Source organism: Streptomyces sp. NPDC056347, assembly GCF_042262625.1.
In the GTDB taxonomy this organism is placed as follows: Bacteria; Actinomycetota; Actinomycetes; order Streptomycetales; family Streptomycetaceae; genus Streptomyces.
Genome location: NZ_JBHJQP010000157.1, coordinates 1 through 19758, shown reverse-complemented (window position 1 = coordinate 19758; position 19758 = coordinate 1). Strand labels below are relative to the sequence as shown.

The following is a 19758-nucleotide window of genomic DNA, read 5'->3' as shown; positions in this document are numbered from 1 at the left end:
GTCCAGCACCCGGGGGCGGGGCCTCTTGCCGTTCCGCCGGGTCATGGCGGTACGGTCGTCCGGAACCGCGTCCGGAACCCGGCACCGGTTCACCGCCGCCGGTCCAGCAGGCCCGGGGCGCACAGGACCGATCGAGAGCGGGGATGCGTTGAGCGATCCGAATCCGTACGCGGACGACTCGTACAAGTGGGGGCCGACGGCCCAGCAGCCGGACCAGGGCGCTCCCTACCAGGGCTTCCCCCAGCAGCAGGGCGCGGGCTTCCCGCAGCAGCCGGGGATGCCGCCGGGCGCGGGCATGCCCGGTCTGCCGCCGGGCGCGGGCATGCCGGTGCTGGTCCTCGGCGACATCGCCGTGATGAACGACCAGATCGTCACGCCGAGCGGGGCGATGCCGCTCAAGGGCTCGGCGTGGACGGCCACGGACCTGACCCGCACCGAGGAGAAGATCCCGACGGTGGCGATCGTGCTCGCGATCGTCTTCGCGCTGTTCTGCCTGGTGGGCCTGTTGTTCCTGCTGATGAAGGAGAAGCAGACGACCGGCTTCGTGCAGGTGACCGTGGTCAGCGACGGCCGGCACCACTCCACGATGATCCCGGCGCTCGGCCCCGAGACCTTCCCGATGGTGATGGCCCAGGTCAACACCGCCCGCACGATGAGCATCTGACGGCCGTCCACCACGGGCCGGATACCCTCGGGGAATCGTGGTGAAGGAAGTGAAGGCCGTGAAGGAAACCAGGACTCCCAGGAGCGAGCAGACCCGCACCCTCATCCTCGAAACGGCGCTGCGGCTCTTCCAGGAGCGCGGCTACGACCGGACGACGATGCGGGCCATCGCCCAGGAGGCGGGCGTCTCCGTGGGGAACGCCTACTACTACTTCACCAACAAGGAACACCTGGTCCAGGGCTTCTACGACCGGCTCGCCGCCGAGCACGCGGCGGCCGTCCGCCCGGTCCTGGACGGTGACCGCGACCTCGCGGCGCGCATCCGCGGGGTCCTGCTCACCTGGCTGGACGTGGCGGAGCCGTACCACCGCTTCGCCGCCCAGTTCTTCAAGAACGCCGCCGATCCGGAGAGCCCGCTCAGCCCGTTCTCCACGGAGTCGACGGCGGCCCGCGAGGCGGTGATCTCCATCCACCGGCAGTGCCTGGCCGGTTCGGACACCAAGGCCGACCGCGAACTGGCCGAACTGCTCCCGCAGTTGATGTGGCTGATGCAGATGGGCCTGGTGCTGTACTGGGTCTACGACCGCACGGAGCGCACCGGGCGCAGCCGCCGCCTGGTGGAGCGGAGTGCGCCGATCGTCGCCCGGGCCGTCGCACTCACCCGGTTCCGGCTGCTGCGGCCGCTGGTGCGGCAGGTCCACGGCGTACTGGTGGAGTTCCTGCCCGGCGCTCCGGCGGGGCGCGCACGGGGCGCGTAGGGCGTCCTCCCGCCGGGCTTCCGGCTTCCGGCTTCCGGCTTCCGGGCGGGGATACGGCGAAGGGGCGGCCCCGGCCGGTGCCGGAGACCGCCCCCCTGGGGCCGGGCCGCGTCAGATGCGCTTCAGCTCCCAGAGCCGCCAGATGCCGGTGCCGTCCGAGAGGTACTGCGAACCGGAGACGTCCGTCGTGCTGATGACGTAGTCCTTCTGCTGCCAGAGCGGAACCAGCGGTACGTCCTCACCGACCAGCGCCTGGAGCTCCTTGAAGTCGGTCGAGGTGCGCCCGCGGTCGCTGTACTGGAGCGTGTCGCTGATCAGGTCGTCCACCTTCTTGCTGGAGTAGCCGTTGTGGAGGCTGTTGCCGCTGCCGACGAGCGGCTGGCTGAAGGTGTCGGGGTCCGGGTAGTCGGGGAGCCAGCCGACCGTGTACACGTCGTACTTGCCGGAGGCGTAGCCCTTCTGGAACTTCTTCCAGTCGACGGCGTGGACGTTCAGCTTGAACAGCCCGTCGGCCTCCAGCTGGCGGCGGAGCTCCTGGGTCTCGTGGTCGTACGTGTCGTCACCGCCGCGGTAGCCGAATTCGAGCTTCACCGGCGTCTGTACGCCGGCATCCTGCAGCAGCTGCTTGGCGCGCTCCCGGTTGACCGAGGGGTAGGCGTCGAAGAACGGGGTGCTGTGCCCGATGTAGCCCTGCGGGATCAGCGAGTAGAGCGGCGCGACCGTGCCCTTGTAGACCTTGCTCACCAGCGAGCCCCGGTCGACGATCGCGGCGATGGCCTGCCGGACCTTCTTGTTGGCCAGCGGGGAGCCGGGCCGGACGTTGAAGACCATGTTGCGGATCTCGGCGCTGTCCGCCTCGGTGACGCGCAGGTCGGGGTCGCCGGGGTTCAGCTCGGCGAGGACGGCGGGCGGCAGCTCGCGGTGGGTGACCTCGATCTTCTTGGCCGCCCAGGCGCTCTGGAGCTCGTCCGACGTCCCGTAGTAGTGCACGGTGACCGGAACACCGGTCTTGCTCAGCGCGCCCTTGTAGCGGGGGTTGGGGACCAGCTCGGCGATCTTGCCCGGCTGGTACGACCGGAGCAGGAACGGCCCCGAGCCCTCGATCGTGTTCCCCTCGCGGAGCTTGTTCGCCGGGTACGCCTCGCGGTCGACGATCGAACCCGCGCCGGTGGCGAGCTTCTGCGGGAAGGTCGCGTCGCGCGCGGTGAGGTTGAAGGTGATGGTGCGGCCCTCGGTCACCACGTTCTTGAGGCTCGGGAAGAGCACCCAGGGACCGACGTCCGTCTTGATCCTGATCATGCGCTCGATGGAGAACTTGACGTCCTCGGCGGTGATCTGGCGCCCGCTGGAGAACGTCAGGTCGTCACGGAGCTTGCACTGGTACGTCTGGAGCTTCTGGCCTATGAACCCGCAGCTCTCGGCGGCGTCGGGCTCCGGCACGACCGCGCCGGACTTGAAGGTCAGCAGCGACTGGTAGATGTTGCTGTACAGCGCCCAGGAACCCGCGTCGTACGCGCCCGCGGGGTCGAGCGAGGTGACCTCGTCCGTCGTGCCGACGGCGATGGGGTCGTTCGTCACCTCGTCCGAGGGGAGCAACTGCCAGGCGACCGCGCCTGCGATGACCAATACCGCGATTACCGCGAGAATCCGTACCCGGATCGACCGCATGTGCCGTGCTCTCCCTTACCAGCCCCACCTCGGTGTCGCGCTCAGGAACGCACATCACCGCATGCTCACGGGTAGCCAATCACACGATTTTCACATCGGGAAGACCAAAACTGTGACTCATAGCCTTTTGTTCGACAGTTGAAACCTTTGGCCCCACAAAGGAGTCCGAAACTGTTCACTCACTGAGCGTCACGCCCGGAGCGAGGCGAGTTCCACGACGGTGATGTCGGAGGGTGCGCCGACCCGTACGGGCGGGCCCCAGGCGCCCGCGCCGCGCGAAACGTACAGCTGTGTGTCGCCGTACCGGTCGAGTCCGGCGACCGTGGGATTGGCCAGATCCGCCACGTAGTTGCCCGGCCAGAGCTGGCCTCCGTGGGTGTGCCCGGAGAGCTGGAGGTCCACGCCGTGGGCGACGGCGTCATGGATGACGACGGGCTGATGGGCGAGGAGGACGGCGGCGCGGGTGCGGTCGCGGTCGCCGAGCGCGCGGGCGAAGTCCGGGCCCTGCCCCTCGCTCTCACCTGCGACGTCATTGACGCCCGCGAGATCGAATCCGTCGATCTCCACCCGGGCGTTCTCCAGCGGGTGCAGACCCAATTCCCTTACTTCGTCGATCCATTGGGCGGCCCCGGAGTAATACTCGTGATTTCCGGTCACGAAGAAACTCCCCTGCCGGGAGCGGAGCCGGGCGAGCGGCTCCGCGGCCGGCCCGAGGTCGGCGACGCTGCCGTCGACGAGGTCCCCGACGACGGCGATCAGGTCCGGCTGGGTCGCGTTGACGGTGTCGACGATCCGCTGGGTGTGGGCGCGGCCGAGGGTCGGGCCGAGGTGGATGTCGCTGACGACGGCGATCCGGAAGCCGTGCGCGGCGCGCGGCAGCTTGGCGAGCGGCACGGTGATCCGCTTGACGCGCGGCCCGCGCAGCACCCCGTAGGTGCCGTAGCCGACCGTGCCGAGACCCGCCACGGCGGCGGCCGCCCCCACGGCGCGCGCGACGAAGAGCCGCCGTCCGGGCAGTTCGGGCCGGGGCGGTGCCGGGGGCTCGGCGACCAGGGTGCCGGGCGCGGCGGAGGCCTGCGGCGTGACGGCGGGGGCCTGCGGTGTGGCGGCGGGCCGGGACGCGGCGGCGGGCTCGGAGCCGGCGTCGGGTGCGGGCCGGGACGCGGCGGTCTCCTGGTGGTCCGCCCGGCGCGCCCGGTCGGCGCGGGCCTCGAGCGCCCGGCGGAGCAGCGGGCGTACCGCCTCCCCCACCAGCAGCGCCAGCGTCAGATACAGCACCGCGGCCAGCCACAGATAGCCCGGCCAGGCCAGCACCTGCTGGAGCGGGAAGGGCGCCCCCGCACGGCCGGAGACCAGCGCGCCGATACTCAGCGCGGGCAGGACGTACGCCGCGACCGTGCCGATCCGGCGCGCGACGCTGCCCTCGGCCGTCGTGTCGCCGACGAAACGGCGCCAGAGGTAGCGGTGCACCGCGGCGAGCAGTGCGAGCACCACGACCACCGCCACCGCGAGACCCGCCACTGCCATGTGTCCTCCAGCCGGTCGTCCGGCTCGTCCGGTCGTGCAGCTTGTCCGGCCGTACAGCTTGCCGGGGGTACGGCCTGTTACGCGCGTTCGCGGCGCAGGGCCCTGACTCCACGGAACCCGATCACGCCGATGGCCGTCCCCAGAAGAAAGGACGTGATGGCGAGCAGCAGATGGACCCAGAAGTACGCAGTCGGGTCACCCGCGTCGTCGAAGGCGAGTCCGCTGCCGTCCTTCCACAGGTTTTTGACGAAAGTGACCCAGATGAACCAGCTCCACACCCCGAAGGCGAGCAGGAACCAGGAGACGGGGCGGCTGAGCTTCATGGACCCAGTATCTCCGCAGCGTTCCGGCCGGGGCGTCCGGGGTGGGCCGTCCCGGCGTTCCGCCCGGCGGGTCAAGCCATCCAGGCACATCTTCATATCTTCACCCTGTACGTTTCCGACCGTGCCTGCTCTCAAGAAGACCGCCCTGATGGTCGCTTCCACCGCTCTGCTGTCCACCTTTGCCGTGACCCCGGCGTCGGCGGACGGCAAGGACACCTCCGACGAACAGCCGAAGCCGCCCGCGGTCATGTCCCAGGTCGGTGGCGAACTGCTGGGCCGGGCCGGTACGCAGGTCAAGCTGGGGCCGGGCGCGCCGGTGCTGCCGAAGGAGCTCACGGGCAGGTCCTGGATCGTGGCCGACGCGGAGAACGGCGAGGTGCTCGCCGCGCACAACGCGCACTGGCGGCTGCCTCCCGCCTCCACGCTGAAGATGCTCTTCGCGGACACCGTGATGCCCGCGCTCCAGCCGAAGACCATGAAGTACACCGTCAAGGACGAGGACCTGGCGGGGGTCGGCGAGGGCAGTAGCCTGGTCGGCATCAAGGAGAAGCTCACGTACACGGTCCACGACCTGTGGCTCGGGGTGTTCCTGCGCTCGGGCAACGACGCGGTGCACGTGCTGTCCTCGATGTACGGCGGTGTCCCCAAGACCGTCGACGCCATGAAGGCGCACGCCGAGGAGTTGCAGGCCCTGGACACGAAGGTGGTGTCGCCCGACGGGTACGACGCGCCCAAGCAGGTCTCCAGCGCCTACGACCTGACGCTGTTCGCCCGCAGCGGGCTGCAGAAGGCGGACTTCCGGGAGTACTGCGCGACCGCCGAGGCTCAGTTCCCCGGCGAGGTGAAGAAGAACGGCAAGCGCGAGACCTTCGCCATCCAGAACACCAACAAGCTGCTCACCGGCGCGGCCGGAGTCACCCCGTACAAGGGCATCGCGGGCGTCAAGAACGGCTACACCACGCACGCCGGGAACACCTTCACCGGCGTCGCCGAACGCAACGGCAAGGTGTTGCTCGTCACCGTCATGAACCCCTCCTCCGAGAAGGCCCACGCCGTCTACGAGGAGGCCGCCGACCTGCTCGACTGGGGCTTCGCGGCGAGCGGCAAGATCACTCCGGTCGGTGAGCTGGTGCCCCCGAAGTCCGCCGACACCGGCTCCGGGACCGGCAAGGGTTCCGCGGCCGAGCAGGCCAAGGGCGGGAGCGCGGGCCAGAACGGTCCCGCGCGGGACGCGTCGAAGACGGCCGCGGCCGAACAGGGCGGAGGCGGTGCGGGGGTCGCGCTGGGCATCACCGGGGGCGTCCTGGTGCTGCTGGCCGGCGGGGTGTTCCTGGTCAACCGGCGCTGGCCGCTGCCGGACCTGATGCGCCGCCGTCCTCGCGACTGACGGCCGGGGGCGCCTGCCCGGCGCCCCCGTCTCCGTCCTCCCGCTTCCTCTCGCCCTTCCTCTCGCCGTTCTTCTCGCCGTTCTTCTCGACGGCCCCCTCGCCGCGGCTCGGTGTCGCGGTCCACGCGGCGCAGAACAGCAGCAGCCTGGCCGAGAAGTTGATCCACAGCAGCAGCGCCACCGGCACCCCGAAGGCGCCGTACATGCTCTTCGCGGCCACGCTCCTGATGTAGCTGCCGAGCAGCAGCTTGAGCAGTTCGAAGCAGACCGCGCCGATCGCCGCGGCGACCAGCAGCCTGCGCCGGGGCGGCTCGACGCCGGGCAGCAGCGTCAGCATGTAGAGCAGCAGCAGGAATCCGGCGAGCGCCGCCACCACCAGGGCGGCCACCCGCAGCACCACGCCGCCCGCACCCCGGTCCGAGATGCCCAGCAGCCCGGCCGCCCAGCCGACGGCGACCGAGCCGACCGACGACACGGCGAAGGTGGCGAGCGCCGCCCCGCCGAGGCCGAACAGCAGCCCCGTGTCCTTGAGCTTGCGCAGCACCGGGTTGCCGAGGTCCACGTCGTCCAGGCCCCAGACGGCACGCAGGCAGTCGCGCATCGAGCCGATCCAGCCGATCCCGGTGAGGAGCAGCACGGCGCCGGCCACCAGTCCCACCGTGCCCGCGTGGGCCACCAGGTTCTCGATGCCGAGCTGGTCGGAGATGCCGGGCACCTGCTCGGCGAGCCTGGCCTCGATCCGGTGCAGCTGCTCGGGGGTGAGCAGCGCGGCCCCGATCGCCGCGCCGACCGCGAGCAGCGGGAAGATCGCCAGGAAGCTGATGAAGGTGATCGCGGCGGCGAGCCTGGCCCAGTGGACCTGCTGGAGCCTCTCGACGGAGCGCCAGATGTGCGTCGTCATCAGCCGGGTGACGATCGGCCCGACGACGGGAAGGTTTTTCAGCCAGTCCATGCCCTACGCCTACCCTCCCGGACGCGGAAAACTGGAATCGGCCACGGCCCGGGGCCCGGCCCGGCCTCGGCCACCGTACGGGTCGGCGGCCCTTCGGTGCGTCACACTGCTCCATATCGGTGAGTGTTGTAACAAATACCTCAAAAGGGTTTTCCCGGGCGATACGGTCACCGTCATGTCCGTCGACACCGTGTCCCTGACCGGCTGGGGCCGTACCGCCCCGACGACCGCCCTGCGATTCCGCCCCCGTTCGTACGAGGAGGCGGCGGCGACGGTACGCGGGTGCGGCCCGCGCGGCTCCATCGCCCGGGGCCACGGCCGGGCCCACGGCGACGCGGCGCAGAACGCGGGCGGCTCCGTCCTCGACATGACCGCCCTGGACCGCGTCCGCACCATCGACGCGCGGTCCGGGCTGGTGGTCTGCGAGGCCGGGATCGGCCTGCACCGGCTGGCCGAACTGCTGCTGCCGCTCGGCTGGTTCGTCCCCGCCGCCCCAACGGCCCGCCAGGTGACGCTGGGCGGTGCGATCGGCGCCGACATCCACGGGCGCGACCAGCACGGCGACGGCTCCTTCTCCCGGCACGTCCAGGAACTGGAGCTGCTGACCGCCGGGGGCGAACTCCGTACGGTCCGGCCGGGCACCGAGCTCTTCGACGCGACCACCGGCGGACTGGGCCTGACGGGGGTGATCCTCTCGGCCACGCTCCGGTGCCGCCGGGTCGGCAGCCCCTGGCTGTCGGTCGACACCGAGCGCGCCGTCGACCTGGACGACCTGCTGGCCCGGCTCTGCGCCGGGGACCACCGCTACCGCTACTCGGCCGCCTGGGTCGACCTGCGCGCCCGGGGCCGGGCGACCGGACGCGCCGTCCTCACCCGGGCGGAACACGTACCCCGCGACGCCCTCCCGGCGTACGCCCGGCGCGCACCGCTCTCGTTCCACCCCGGCCCGCTGACCGCCGGGTCCACGCTCCTGCCCCAGGCCCTGCTCGGCGGGGCCTCCGCCGGGCTGCTGGGCGAGGTCCGCTACCGTGCCGCGCCCCGGTACCGGGTCGGCGAACTCCAGCGGCTCGGGGCGTTCTTCCAGCCGCACGGCGGCCTGCCGCAGTGGGGTACGGGGGCCGGGCGCACCGGGTCGGTGCGGTACCAGTTCGTCGTCGGGCACGGCCGGGAGGAGGCGCTGCGCCGGATCGTGGGCCGGATCTCCCAGCGGCGCTGCCCGGCGTCCGACGCGGTGCTCAAGCGGTTCGGTGCCGGTGGTCCGGGGTGGCTGTCCTTCCCGGCGCCGGGGTGGGCGCTGGCGTTCGACCTGCCGGCCGGGCTGCCCGGGCTGGGCCGGTTCCTGGACGGGCTGGACGCGGAGGTGGCGGCGGCCGGCGGCCGGGTCTGCCTGGCGAAGGACTCCCGGCTGCGGCCGGAGCTGCTGGCCGCGATGTACCCGAGGCTGGCGGACTTCCGGGCGTTGCGGGCCGGACTGGACCCGGGCGGCGCCTTCCGCTCGGACCTCTCGCGGCGTCTGTCGCTGTGACCGGACCTCCCACGCCCGCCCGGCGGTCTCCCACGCCCGCCCGTGCGCGCCGCCCGCCACCGTGGACCCGCCTGCGCGCCCGCCCTTCGCGCTGCCCCGCCGCCGTTCCGCCCCGCCCGCCGTTCCGCCCCGCCCGTCCGGGCATTCCCCGTCGTCATCGTCCCCGTCTGCAAGGAGTGTTCCCGTGAAGGACGCCTTCGGAGCCCCGCAGTCCCTGCTCGTCCTCGGCGGTACCTCGGAGATCGCCCTGGCCACCGCCCGGCGGCTGATCGCCCTGCGGACCCGCAGGGTCCACCTGGCCGGACGCCCCTCGCCCGCCCTCGACGCGGCCGCCGACGAGCTGCGCTCACGCGGCGCCGACGTCCGCACCGTCGGCTTCGACGCCCTCGACTCCGCGTCCCACGAGGCCGTGCTCGGCGAGGTCTTCGCCGAGGGCGACATCGATCTGGTGCTCCTCGCCTTCGGCATCGCGGGCGACCAGGGACGCGACGAGGAGGAGCCGCTCGCCGCGGTCCGGGTCGCCCAGACGAACTACACCGGGGCGGTCTCGGCCGGGCTGGTGTGCGCCGGAGCGCTCCAGGCGCAGGGGCACGGCTCGCTGGTGGTGCTCTCCTCGGTGGCGGGCGAGCGGGTGCGCCGCGCCGACTTCATCTACGGGTCCAGCAAGGCGGGGCTGGACGCGTTCACCCAGGGGCTGGGGGACGCGCTGCACGGGACCGGGGTGCACGTGATGGTCGTACGCCCCGGCGCGCTGCGCCCGGGACCGGCCGACGAACGGGCCCAGGCTCCGATCCCGGTTCCGGCCCCGGTCACGGTTCCGGCTCCGGCTCCGGCTCCGACTCCGGCGATGTCCGCCCCGGCCCGGTTCGCCGCGGCGCCGCTGGAGTCCTCGGCGCTCACCACGACCCCGGAGGAAGTGGCGGAGGCCATCGTGACGGGGCTGCGGCGGCGCTCGGAGACGGTGTGGGTGCCCGGCGCGCTCCGGGCGGTGATGTCGGCGCTGCGGCACCTGCCGCGCCCGCTGTTCCGGCGCCTGCCGCTCTAGAAGCCGCCGGCCGCCGCCGCGGATCAGCTGTGCAGTGAGGGCTCGTCCACGCAGGAACCGCCCTGTGCGGGAACCGCGGAGCCCGCGCCCCCGGCACCGAACGGGAACTCGTTGATCTTGCGCCAGACGCTGTCCTCGCCCTGCTCGTACAGCGCGAAGGAACCGCAGGTCCAGGACGCCTCGTAGTCGGCGAGCTCCGCGTACGCCCGGTCCATCGCCTCCTCGGCGATGTCGTGCGCCACCGTGACGTGCGGGTGGTACGGGAACTGGAGCTCGCGCACCAGCGGCCCGGACGCGTCCCGGACCCGCTTCTGCAGCCAGGAGCAGGCCGAGCCGCCCTCGACGACCTGGACGAAGACCACCGGCGAGAGGGGGCGGAAGGTCCCCGTGCCGGACAGCCGCATCGGGAAGGGGCGGCCGGCCGTCGCGATCTGGGTGAGGTACGCCTCGATCGCGGGCAGGTCGGCCGCCTGCGCCTCGGTCGGCGGAAGCAGGGTGACGTGGGTGGGAATGCCGTACGCGGCCGGATCCCCGAAGCTCGCGCGCCGCTCCTGGAGCAGGCTGCCGTACGGCTCCGGGACCGCGATCGAAACGCCAAGCGTTACGGTCCCCACGTCGTCCTCCTCATACTCGGTGACCGATGGCCTGTTTTCGGCCACCGATACGACTTCCGTCGCCAGTGTGACGCCTGGAGCGGCGAAACCGCCAGGGTCCTTGGACTCTCCCCGGCCTCAGTGCTTCGCGGGCAGGAGGCCCATCCGGTCGTACGTCAGGGCCAGGGTCTCGGCCGCGACGGCACGGGCCTTCTCGGCTCCCTTGGCCAGGATCGAGTCCAGCGTCTCCGGGTCGTCCAGATATTCCTGCGTACGGGTCCGGAAGGGTGTGACGAACTCGACCACGGCCTCGGCGAGGTCGGTCTTGAGCGCACCGTAGCCCTTGCCCTCGTAGTTCTGCTCCAGATCCGCGATTCCGGTTCCGGTGAGTGTCGAGAGGATGGTGAGCAGATTGCTGACGCCGGGCTTCTCCGCTCGGTCGAAGCGGATGACCGTGTCGGTGTCGGTGACCGCGCTCTTCACCTTCTTGGCGGTGACCTTCGGCTCGTCCAGAAGGTTGATCAGGCCCTTCGGGGTCGGCGCCGACTTGCTCATCTTCGACGACGGGTCCTGGAGGTCGTAGATCTTCGCCGTCTCCTTGAGGATGTACGGGTCCGGCACGGTGAAGGTGTCGCCGTAGTTGCCGTTGAACCGCTCGGCGAGGTCCCGGGTCAGCTCCAGGTGCTGGCGCTGGTCCTCACCGACCGGGACCTGGTCGGCCTGGTACAGCAGGATGTCGGCCACCATCAGCATCGGGTACGTGAAGAGACCGACCGTGGTGCGGTCGGCACCCTGCTTGCCGGACTTGTCCTTGAACTGCGTCATCCGCGAGGCCTCGCCGAAGCCGGTCAGGCAGTTCATGACCCAGCCGAGCTGCGCGTGCTCGGGAACGTGGCTCTGGACGAAGAGCGTGCAGCGCTCCGGGTCGAGACCGGCGGCGAGGAGTTGGGCGACGGCGAGCCGGGTGTTGGCGCGCAGCTCCGCGGGGTCCTGCGGGACGGTGATCGCGTGCAGGTCGACGACCATGTAGAAGGCGTCGTGTGATTCCTGCAGCGCCACCCACTGGCGGACCGCACCGAGGTAGTTGCCGAGGTGGAACGAGCCTGCGGTGGGCTGGATTCCGGAGAGCACGCGGGGGCGTTCAGAGGCCATGGCACCCATTGTCTCAGGTGCGGGCGGCAGCCCCCGACCGGCCTGGCGCGCCGGTAATCCGCAGGTTTCCCCGTCCCGGATCCGACCGACGATACAAAGTGGGCACCACCCCGCCCCGCCCTACGACGAACGGAGATCCCGTGTCGATCACGGACCACGCCATCGCCTCCGCCGAGGCGCACAGCGCGCACAATTACCATCCGCTTCCCGTCGTCGTCGCCACGGCGGAGGGGGCCTGGATGACCGATGTCGAGGGCCACCGCTATCTGGACATGCTGGCCGGCTACTCGGCGCTCAATTTCGGCCACGGCAACCGGCGGCTGATCGACGCGGCCAAGGCCCAGCTGGACCGGGTGACACTCACCTCGCGCGCCTTCCACCACGACCGGTTCGCCGACTTCTGCACCCGCCTGGCCGAGCTGTGCGGCATGGAGTCGGTGCTGCCGATGAACACCGGCGCGGAGGCCGTGGAGACCGCGGTGAAGACGGCCCGCAAGTGGGGCTACCAGGTGAAGGGCGTCCCGGACGGCATGGCGAAGATCATCGTCGCCGCCAACAACTTCCACGGCCGGACGACGACGATCATCAGCTTCTCCACCGACCCGGAGGCCCGGGAGGGCTTCGGCCCGTACACGCCGGGGTTCGAGATCGTGCCGTACGGGGACCTCACGGCGCTGCGCGAGGCGATGACGGAGAACACCGTGGCGGTGCTCATGGAGCCGATTCAGGGCGAGGCCGGGGTGCTGGTGCCGCCGCCGGGCTACCTCGCCGGGGTCCGCGAGCTCACCCGCGAACGGAACGTGCTGTTCATCGCCGACGAGATCCAGTCGGGGCTGGGCCGGACCGGGAAGACCTTCGCCTGCGAGCACGAGGGCGTCGTGCCGGACATGTACGTGCTCGGCAAGGCACTGGGCGGCGGGGTGGTGCCGGTGTCCGCGGTGGTCTCCTCCCAGGCGGTGCTCGGGGTGTTCCGGCCCGGCGAGCACGGCTCGACCTTCGGCGGCAACCCGCTGGCCTGCGCGGTCGCGCTGGAGGTCATCGCGATGCTGAACACCGGCGAGTACCAGGAGCGGGCCGCCGAGCTGGGCGACCACCTGCACCGCGAGCTGGGACTGCTGGTGAGCGGCGGCACGGTGGAGGAGGTACGCGGCCGGGGGCTGTGGGCCGGGGTCGACATCGCCCCGGACCTGGGCACCGGCCGGGAGATCTCCGAGCGGCTGCTGGAACGCGGAGTGCTGGTCAAGGACACCCACGGCTCGACGATCCGGATCGCCCCGCCCCTGGTGATCAGCAAGGAGGACCTGGACTGGGGGCTGGAACAGCTCCGCGCGGTGCTGCGCGGCTGAGCCCGCGGGGCTGCCGTACGGCGCCGGGCCCGCGGGGCTGCCGTACGGCGCCGGGCAGGCGCGGCAGTCGTACGGTCCCGAACCCCCCGGGGCTTTCGTACGCGGCCGGGGGGACTGGCAGACTCCGGGCCGTGAGACCTGATCCGATACTGCTGCGGGAGCTGGTCGACGCCTCCCCCGGCTTCGGCCGCCGCGCCCTCCCCGCCCCGCCGTCCGAGGAGCTGATCCGGGCGGCGGAGGCGCGGGTGGGGCCGCTGCCGCCGTCGTACCGCTGGTGGCTGTCCGCGTACGGGCACGGGCGGGCCGGGCGGGCGGAGATCGCCACGATCGGGCCCGCCGACGCCCACGAGTCCCTCACCGCGCCCTGGCGGCTGGACGGCGACCGGCTGTGCTTCGCGGTCGAGCCGGACTGCGGCGACGCGTACTCCTTCGCCCTCGACCGGGCGGGCGCCGGCGAGGCCGGGGCCGGGGAGTGCCCGGTGGTTCTGCGGGACGGTGCGGACGGGGAGGAGTACCCGGTCGCGGAGTCCTTCGCCGGGTTCCTGGCCGTCCGGGCGGCGCTGCTGCGCGGACTGCGGGAGGGGCCCAACCCCTCGGTCGCCCGGCTGTGGCGGTCGACGCCGGGCGTACTGCTCGACAACGGGGTCCACGTCTACGGCCCGCATCTCCTCCAGGAACGGAACGAGACCTTCGAGGTGGCCCGGTACGCCCCCGGCTGGACGCTGGTGGGCGACGACAGCGGGGGCGACGGCCTCTTCATGCGCCACCACGGCCGGGACCGGGCCTCGGTGCACCGGCTCGGTCTCGGCGCGATCGGCGGGGACGTCGCGGCGGCGGGCGAGCCGGTGACGGACGACCTGACCGGCTGGCTGCGGGCGGGCGCGGTGCTCCGCTGACCCGCCCGGCCGGGGACGCCCTCAGAGGATGACGTGCGGCAGGAAGCGGGCGTACTCGTCGGTGACCGGTCCGGCCGACTCGCGGATGCCGAGCCCGGCCGCCTCGCCCTCGACGACCCAGGCGCCGAGCACGGTCCGGTTGCCGTCGAAGTCGGGCAGCGGCGCCAGCTGTTGGTAGCAGCACGGCTCGTCCCGGAGCACGGCACGGCCGCCCGGCTCGTGGAGCGTGACCCCGGCGCCCTCGCGGCCGAGCAGCGGCTTGGCCACGTACCCGCCGGACGCGGCCAGCTCGCGAGGGCCGTCCAGGTAGGAGGGCAGCAGGTTCGGGTGGCCGGGATAGAGGTCCCAGAGGACCGCCAGCAGCGCCTTGTTGGAGAGCAGCATCTTCCAGGCGGGCTCGATCCAGCAGGTGGTGCCGGTGCCGCCGCCGTTGTCGAGGGTGTCCAGCACCTGCGGGCCGAACCGGTCGGTCGCCAGCCACTCCCACGGGTACAGCTTGAAGCAGCTGCGGACGAAGCGGAGCCGCTCGTCGACGAACCGCCCGCTCAGCCGGTCCCAGCCGATCGCCTCGATGGCGAGCGCCTCGGTGTCGAGACCGGCCTGCTCGGCGGTCTCCCGCAGATAGGCGACGGTCATCAGGTCCTCGCCCAGCTCGTCGCCCTCGGAGTGCACGAAGTGCACGGGCCCCGGCGGCAGCAGGGGGGCCTGCCGCCGCCAGGCCGTGACGAGCCGTTCGTGCAGCGAGTTCCACTGGTCGGCGCCCGGGAAGCGGTCCTCCATCCAGAACCACTGGGCGCTCGCCGCCTCCACCAGGGAGGTGGGGGTGTCCGCGTTGTACTCCAGCATCTTCGCCGGACCGGTGCCGTCGTAGCAGAGGTCGAACCTGCCGTACAGCGAGGGCAGCTCGTCCCGGCGGTGCCAGGACCGGGCGACCAGGCCGGCCAGGCGCCGGTCGGTGATGCCGAGTTCGGCGAAGCGGTCCTCCTCCACGATGTGCCCGGCGGCGGCCAGGCACATCGTGTGCAGCTCCTCGACGACCTCCTCCAGGGCCTCGACCTCGGCCAGCGGGAAGACGTAGTAGGCGCTCTCGTCCCAGTACGGGCGCAGCGAACCGTCCGGGTAGCGGGTGAGCGGGAAGACGACGCCCTGTTCCTCCACCGTCCGCTGCCAGTCGGGCCGGGGCTGTATGGTGCGGCGTTCCATTCCGGTCAGCCGCCCCCGCTGCCCGAGCAGCCGAAACCGCCGCGCTCGACGGCGGACTTGTCGAAGCTGCCGCCCTCGATCCTGCCGTTCTTGCTGGTGCCGCCGTAGTAGTACGAGCCCTTGCCGTCGCCGTTCTTGCACTCGTAGCTGGGCAGCCTGTCCTGGGTCAGCCGGTCGACGCACCGCTTGTCCGGTTCGGAGCCGCAGGACGTCACCATCGCGGCGAGCACCCCCATGCCTCCGAGCACCACGGTGCTCGACCTCAGCCTGCGTTTGGCCATGTCTCCGTCTCCCCCGCCGTACGAATCGAGCCAGTATGGCTGTTCGTCAGATTAAAGCGCTGCCGTGGGCGGGCAATACCCCGGGGCTCTCAGCCCGTCTCCGGGGGCAGGATGCGGCAGAGGGCGTCCAGCGCGCCCGCCCAGGCGCTGTCGGTGGGTGTGCCGTAGCCGATGACCAGCGCGTCGCGGTCCGGGGCCGCGTCCGGGTGGCGGAACCGCGAGAGTCCCTCCAGCGCCAGGCCCTGCCACGCGGCCGCCCGGAGCGCGGCCGGTTCGGTGCCCGGGGGCAGTTCGAGTACGGCGTGCAGCCCGGCGGCGATGCCGCTGACCCGGACGTGCGGGGCGCGTTCGGCCAGGGCCGCCACGAGCTGGTCGCGGCGGCGCCGGTAGCGCAGCCGCATCGCGCGCACATGACGGTCGTACGCGCCGGACGCGATGAACTCCGCGAGCGTCAGCTGGTCCAGCGCGCTCGACGACCAGTCGCTCTCCCCCTTCGCCTCGCACGCCTCTCCCACCAGGTACTCCGGCAGCACCATCCACCCCAGCCGCAGTCCGGGGGCGAGCGATTTGCTCGTCGTCCCCAGGTGCACCACCCGCTCGGGGTCGAGGCCCTGGAGCGCACCGACCGGCTGGCGGTCGTAGCGGAACTCGCCGTCGTAGTCGTCCTCCAGGATCAGCCCGCCCGTGGCGCGCGCCCAGTCCACCGCCGCGGCCCGGCGGTCGGGGTGCAGCGGCACCCCGGTGGGGAACTGGTGCGCGGGCGTCATCAGGACCGCGCCCACCCCCCGCATCCCGGCCAGCTCGCCGGTCCGCGCCCCGAGCCCGTCGACCGGCAGGCAGGGCAGCCGCAGCCCGCCGTCCCGGAGCAGGTCGCGGTGGAAGAAGAGTCCGTACGACTCGACGGCCACGTCCCGCACCCGGCGCTTGCGCAGCACTTCCCCCATCAGTCTCAGGGCGTGCGCGAATCCGGCGCAGATCATGATGCGTTCCGGGTCGGCGTGGACGCCCCGGGCCCGGGCCAGGTAGTCGGCGAGCACGGTGCGCAGCTCGACGCGCCCGCGCGGGTCCCCGTAACCGAAGGCATCGTGGGGTGCGGCGGCCAGGGCGCGGCGGGCCGCCCTGAGCCATTCGGCGCGCGGGAACGTCGCCAGGTCGGGCGACCCGCTCACCAGGTTGTGGGTGGCCCGGGCGCGGGCCGGGCGGGCCCGGACCACCCGGGTGGCCGAAGGGCGCGGTTCGGCCCGCGCGGCCACCCGGGTGCCGGAGCCCTGGCGGGCGGTGAGCCAGCCCTCGGCGACCAGTTCGGCGTAGGCGTCGGCGACGGTGTTGCGGGCCATGCCCAGGTCGGCGGCGAGGCCGCGGGAGGACGGCAGCCGGGTGCCGGGGGCCAGGCGGCCGGTCCGTACCGCCTCGCGCAGGGCGTCCATGAGCCCGGCCCGGAGCCCGGTCGAACCCGTGGTGTCGAGATGCAGGTCGGCCCCGAAAGTGGCCCAGGATTCCGTCATGGGAATGGACCATACCCATGCGCCATCCCGGTCGTAGTGTCGTAGCCATGACGACGAACGAGAACAAGACGACGGCCTCCGGATACAACCCCGAGCACACGCCCCGGCTGAAGCAGCCCTGGGCCGAGCACGCCCCCGACGTCTACCGGGCGGCGGTCCGGCTGGACGCGGCGGCCCGGAAGGGGATCGACCCGGTCATCGGCGAGCTGGTGAAGATCCGTGCCTCGCAGCTGAACCACTGCGCGTTCTGCCTCGACATGCACACCAAGGACGCGATCGCGGCCGGTGAGTCCGTCGAGCGGATCATCCAGCTCAGCGCCTGGGAGGAGTCGCGGCACTTCTACACGCCCAAGGAGATCGCGGCCATCGAGCTGACCGAGGCGGTGACCGTGCTGACCGACGGTTTCGTGCCGGACGAGGTGTGGGAGAAGGCTGCCGAGCACTTCGACGAGGCCGAGCTCTCCCACCTGCTCGCCGCGATCGTCTCGATCAACGTGTGGAACCGCTTCGCCGTGACCACCCGTATGGTCCCCGGCCACTACAAGCCGGGCGACCTCGGCCACTGAACCGGTCCGCACCGCAGCCCCGCCACCCTCCCCGCCACCGAAGGAGCCCCGCGTGACCGCCGCCGTTCTGCGCGCCCTGCACCACGACCGCACCCCGGGCGACCCGCTCGTCCTGCCCGGCCCGTGGGACGCGGCGAGCGCCCGGGTCTTCGCCGAGGCCGGTTTCCCGGCGCTCGCCACGCCCAGCGCCGGGGTGGCGGCCTCGCTGGGGTACGCGGACGGGGAGGTGCCCGCCGCCGAGATGTTCGCCGCCGTGGCGCGGATCGTCCGGGCGGTCCCGGCCGACGTGCCCGTCACCGCGGACGTCGAGGCGGGGTACGGGCTGCCGCCGAAGGAGCTGGTGGAGCGGCTGCTGGAGAGCGGGGCGGTGGGCTGCAATCTGGAGGACTCGGCGGACGGCGTGCTCGTCGAGGCCGAGCGGCAGGCGGACCGGCTCGCGGCGGTCCGGGAGGCGGCGGGCGGCGCGCTCTTCGTCAACGCCCGCGTCGACACGTATGTGCACGGCGCGCACGGCGGCCCGTCACCGGCCCCGGGGGCGGAGGCGGAGACGGAGACGGTCCACCGGGCGCTGCTGTACGTGGCGGCGGGCGCGGACTGCGTGTACCCGATCATGGCCCCGGCCGAGGTGCTGCCCCGGCTGGCCGCCGCCGTCCCGGGGCCGCTCAACGCGCTCGCCCGGCCGGACGGCCCGGGTCCGCGGCGGCTCGGTGAGCTGGGCGCCACCCGGATCACCTTCGGGCCCGGGTTCCAGCGGCGGGCCATGGCGGCGGTGCGCGGGTTCGCGGACGAGCTGCTGGCTTAGCCGGCCTCCGTTGCCACGCCCGGAAGGCCTGCCCCTCAGGGCCTTCTGCCGCCGAAGGCCGCCAGGGTCCGCTCCAGCGCGGGCATGGCCCGTACCACCTGGCGGGAGCGGATGAGCGCGTCCCAGGCCGGCTCGAACTTCTTCCAGCCGCCGGAGTACGCCAGGTGCCGGAGCCGTTCGTGCGTGCCGGGCTGGGCGGCGGCGCCGCGCCAGATGTTGGACCAGCGGTAGAAGTCGCGGTACGCGCGCCAGTAGCCCTCCTCCAGCCGGCGTGCGGTCATGCCCTTGGGGCGGTACACGACGTGCCGGGTGTCGTAGAGCTCCCAGTCCCGGTGCACGATCCGGTCCTCGGCCTCGAGCTGCTTCCACAGCCCGGTGGACGGATACGGGGTCATGATGTGGAACGTGGCCGTCTCGATGCCCTGCCCGACGGCCCACTCCACCGTGCGGTCGAAGACGTCCGGGCCGTCGTGGTCGAGCCCGAAGACGAAGCTGGCGTTGACCATGACCCCGGCGTCGTGGAGGCGGCGTACGGCCGCCGCGTAGTCCTGGCCGATGTTCTGGTTCTTGCGCCGCTCGGCGAGGTTCGCGCCGTTCACCGTCTCGAAGCCGACGAACAGGCTGCGCAGCCCCGCGTCCACGGCCCGTTCCAGCAGCCCCGGGCGGAGCACGGACGTCACGGTCCCGGCGGCCTGCCAGAGCCGCCCCATGCCGGTCATCCCGTCGAAGAGCGCCTCGGCGAAGCGGCGGTTGCCGAGGAGGTGGTCGTCGAGGAAGTACAGATGACGGCCGGGCAGCCGCTCGATCTCGGCGAGCGCGTCGTCCACGGCCTGGGTGTAGAAGGACTTCCCGCCCTCGAAGAACGCGTCCTTGTAGCAGAAGTCGCAGTGGTGCGGGCAGCCCCGGGAGACGACGAGCGAGTTCGGCACGAGATAGCGCTCGCGCTTGATCAGGTCGCGCCGGACCGGCGGGAGCCCGGCCAGGGTGCGGAGCGTGGAGTCGTACCGGCGCCGTGGCGCCCCGTCCCGGAACTCCTTGAGGAAGACCGGCCAGGTGTCCTCGCCCGGCCCGGTGAAGATCGTGTCGGCGTGTGCCGCGGCTTCCTCGGGCAGCGAGGTCACGTGGAGACCGCCCAGCGCCACGTGGACGCCCCGGGCACGGAAGTGGTCGGCTATCTCGTAGCTCCGCCGGGCGGAGGTGATGTACGGCTGGACGACGAGCAGATCGGGGCTGTCGAGCGCGTCGAGGTCGATCCGCTCGACGTGCTCGTCGAGGAGCGTCACCTCGTCGTCCGGGTCGAGGTAACCGGCCAGGGTGGCCAGGCCCAGCGGCGGGAAGAGCGAGTACTTGATGGGCCGGAAGAGCGGGCTGGTCGCCTCGGTCAGGGCCGGAAGGATCATCGTCACGCGCATGTCGAACCAGACCCGCGGGCCGGTGCCTACGGTTCCCGGCCGGGCGGGATACCCGTCGTCATGACGTGACGGCCGAGGCGGTTCCGTCACGTTCCCCCGAAAGCGGCCGCCCCCGGCAGCGGACTGCTGCCGGGGGCGGCGGGGTACGCGTGGA

General features: G+C 72.3%; 18 protein-coding genes and 2 pseudogenes. 10 read left to right on the top strand and 10 right to left on the bottom strand.

Features of this window, described 5'->3' with window-relative positions; genetic code table 11:
* The first annotated feature begins 148 nt into the window (after positions 1 to 148).
* Positions 149 to 664, top strand: coding sequence for a hypothetical protein (locus ACFCV8_RS28495; protein ID WP_376688329.1), 516 nt, complete (start codon positions 149 to 151; stop codon positions 662 to 664).
* A 37-nt stretch (positions 665 to 701) separates the two neighbouring features.
* Positions 702 to 1421, top strand: coding sequence for a TetR family transcriptional regulator (locus ACFCV8_RS28490; RefSeq protein WP_376688328.1), 720 nt, complete (start codon positions 702 to 704; stop codon positions 1419 to 1421).
* A gap of 111 nt (positions 1422 to 1532) precedes the next feature.
* Here ACFCV8_RS28490 and ACFCV8_RS28485 read toward each other — a convergent pair whose 3' ends face one another.
* From ACFCV8_RS28485 to ACFCV8_RS28475, 3 genes are all read right to left on the bottom strand, one after another.
* Positions 1533 to 3089: an ABC transporter substrate-binding protein gene (locus tag ACFCV8_RS28485; RefSeq protein ID WP_376688327.1), complete on the bottom strand. Its 1557-nt coding sequence runs from the start codon at positions 3087 to 3089 to the stop codon at positions 1533 to 1535.
* 189 nt (positions 3090 to 3278) lie between these two features.
* Positions 3279 to 4616 (bottom strand): metallophosphoesterase, encoded by a 1338-nt coding sequence (locus ACFCV8_RS28480; RefSeq protein ID WP_376688326.1) that lies wholly within the window; start codon positions 4614 to 4616, stop codon positions 3279 to 3281.
* 77 nt (positions 4617 to 4693) lie between these two features.
* Positions 4694 to 4939, bottom strand: coding sequence for an SCO4848 family membrane protein (locus ACFCV8_RS28475; RefSeq protein ID WP_376688325.1), 246 nt, complete (start codon positions 4937 to 4939; stop codon positions 4694 to 4696).
* Here ACFCV8_RS28475 and ACFCV8_RS28470 point away from each other — a divergent pair.
* Positions 4878 to 6326: a D-alanyl-D-alanine carboxypeptidase gene (locus ACFCV8_RS28470; RefSeq protein ID WP_376688324.1), complete on the top strand. Its 1449-nt coding sequence runs from the start codon at positions 4878 to 4880 to the stop codon at positions 6324 to 6326. The two genes, ACFCV8_RS28475 and ACFCV8_RS28470, sit on opposite strands and share 62 nt — an antisense overlap.
* Here the strand turns inward: ACFCV8_RS28470 and ACFCV8_RS28465 are convergent.
* Entirely contained in the window at positions 6274 to 7278 is a 1005-nt protein-coding gene (locus ACFCV8_RS28465) for a YihY/virulence factor BrkB family protein (protein ID WP_376688323.1), read from the bottom strand. The genes ACFCV8_RS28470 and ACFCV8_RS28465 overlap by 53 nt on opposite strands.
* A gap of 175 nt (positions 7279 to 7453) precedes the next feature.
* Between ACFCV8_RS28465 and ACFCV8_RS28460 the strand changes: the two genes are divergently transcribed.
* The 3 genes and pseudogenes from ACFCV8_RS28460 to ACFCV8_RS28450 all read left to right on the top strand — a co-directional run.
* A complete protein-coding gene (locus ACFCV8_RS28460) occupies positions 7454 to 8803 on the top strand; it encodes an FAD-binding protein (protein ID WP_376688322.1) in 1350 nt (449 codons plus the stop codon).
* A gap of 184 nt (positions 8804 to 8987) precedes the next feature.
* Positions 8988 to 9593: pseudogene (locus ACFCV8_RS28455) on the top strand (SDR family NAD(P)-dependent oxidoreductase); the annotation flags it as partial.
* A gap of 105 nt (positions 9594 to 9698) precedes the next feature.
* A pseudogene (locus tag ACFCV8_RS28450) lies at positions 9699 to 9848 on the top strand (decaprenylphospho-beta-D-erythro-pentofuranosid-2-ulose 2-reductase); the annotation flags it as partial.
* Positions 9849 to 9871: 23 nt separating this feature from the next.
* On the opposite strand, the gene ACFCV8_RS28445 reads toward ACFCV8_RS28450, so the two are convergent.
* Together ACFCV8_RS28445 and trpS are read right to left on the bottom strand one after the other, a co-directional pair.
* Complete coding sequence (locus ACFCV8_RS28445; protein WP_376688321.1) at positions 9872 to 10462, bottom strand: 2'-5' RNA ligase family protein; 591 nt, start codon at positions 10460 to 10462, stop codon at positions 9872 to 9874.
* 117 nt (positions 10463 to 10579) lie between these two features.
* Positions 10580 to 11593, bottom strand: coding sequence for a tryptophan--tRNA ligase (gene trpS, locus ACFCV8_RS28440; protein WP_376688320.1), 1014 nt, complete (start codon positions 11591 to 11593; stop codon positions 10580 to 10582).
* Between the two features lie 140 nt (positions 11594 to 11733).
* Between trpS and rocD the strand changes: the two genes are divergently transcribed.
* Together rocD and ACFCV8_RS28430 are read left to right on the top strand one after the other, a co-directional pair.
* Positions 11734 to 12939 carry an ornithine--oxo-acid transaminase gene (rocD, locus tag ACFCV8_RS28435; RefSeq protein WP_376688319.1) on the top strand — a complete coding sequence of 402 codons (1206 nt, stop codon included), beginning with the start codon at positions 11734 to 11736 and terminating at the stop codon, positions 12937 to 12939.
* A gap of 131 nt (positions 12940 to 13070) precedes the next feature.
* Positions 13071 to 13835, top strand: a complete 765-nt coding sequence (locus ACFCV8_RS28430) for an SMI1/KNR4 family protein (protein WP_376688318.1) — start codon at positions 13071 to 13073, stop codon at positions 13833 to 13835.
* A gap of 21 nt (positions 13836 to 13856) precedes the next feature.
* On the opposite strand, the gene ACFCV8_RS28425 is transcribed toward ACFCV8_RS28430, so the two are convergent.
* From ACFCV8_RS28425 to ACFCV8_RS28415, 3 genes are all read right to left on the bottom strand, one after another.
* Positions 13857 to 15038 carry a glutathionylspermidine synthase family protein gene (locus ACFCV8_RS28425; protein ID WP_376688317.1) on the bottom strand — a complete coding sequence of 394 codons (1182 nt, stop codon included), beginning with the start codon at positions 15036 to 15038 and terminating at the stop codon, positions 13857 to 13859.
* 5 nt (positions 15039 to 15043) lie between these two features.
* Positions 15044 to 15319 (bottom strand): hypothetical protein, encoded by a 276-nt coding sequence (locus tag ACFCV8_RS28420; protein ID WP_376688316.1) that lies wholly within the window; start codon positions 15317 to 15319, stop codon positions 15044 to 15046.
* A gap of 89 nt (positions 15320 to 15408) precedes the next feature.
* Positions 15409 to 16824 (bottom strand): PLP-dependent aminotransferase family protein, encoded by a 1416-nt coding sequence (locus ACFCV8_RS28415; protein ID WP_376688315.1) that lies wholly within the window; start codon positions 16822 to 16824, stop codon positions 15409 to 15411.
* A 47-nt stretch (positions 16825 to 16871) separates the two neighbouring features.
* On the opposite strand from ACFCV8_RS28415, the gene ACFCV8_RS28410 reads away from it, so the two are divergent.
* The gene (locus tag ACFCV8_RS28410; RefSeq protein WP_376688314.1) at positions 16872 to 17390 is read left to right on the top strand and encodes a carboxymuconolactone decarboxylase family protein; all 519 of its coding nucleotides are present in this window, start codon (positions 16872 to 16874) and stop codon (positions 17388 to 17390) included.
* Between the two features lie 52 nt (positions 17391 to 17442).
* Positions 17443 to 18192, top strand: coding sequence for an isocitrate lyase/phosphoenolpyruvate mutase family protein (locus ACFCV8_RS28405; RefSeq protein WP_376688313.1), 750 nt, complete (start codon positions 17443 to 17445; stop codon positions 18190 to 18192).
* 35 nt (positions 18193 to 18227) lie between these two features.
* Here the strand turns inward: ACFCV8_RS28405 and ACFCV8_RS28400 are convergent, their stop codons facing one another.
* The gene (locus tag ACFCV8_RS28400; RefSeq protein WP_376688330.1) at positions 18228 to 19592 is read right to left on the bottom strand and encodes a B12-binding domain-containing radical SAM protein; all 1365 of its coding nucleotides are present in this window, start codon (positions 19590 to 19592) and stop codon (positions 18228 to 18230) included.
* Positions 19593 to 19758 lie beyond the last annotated feature (166 nt).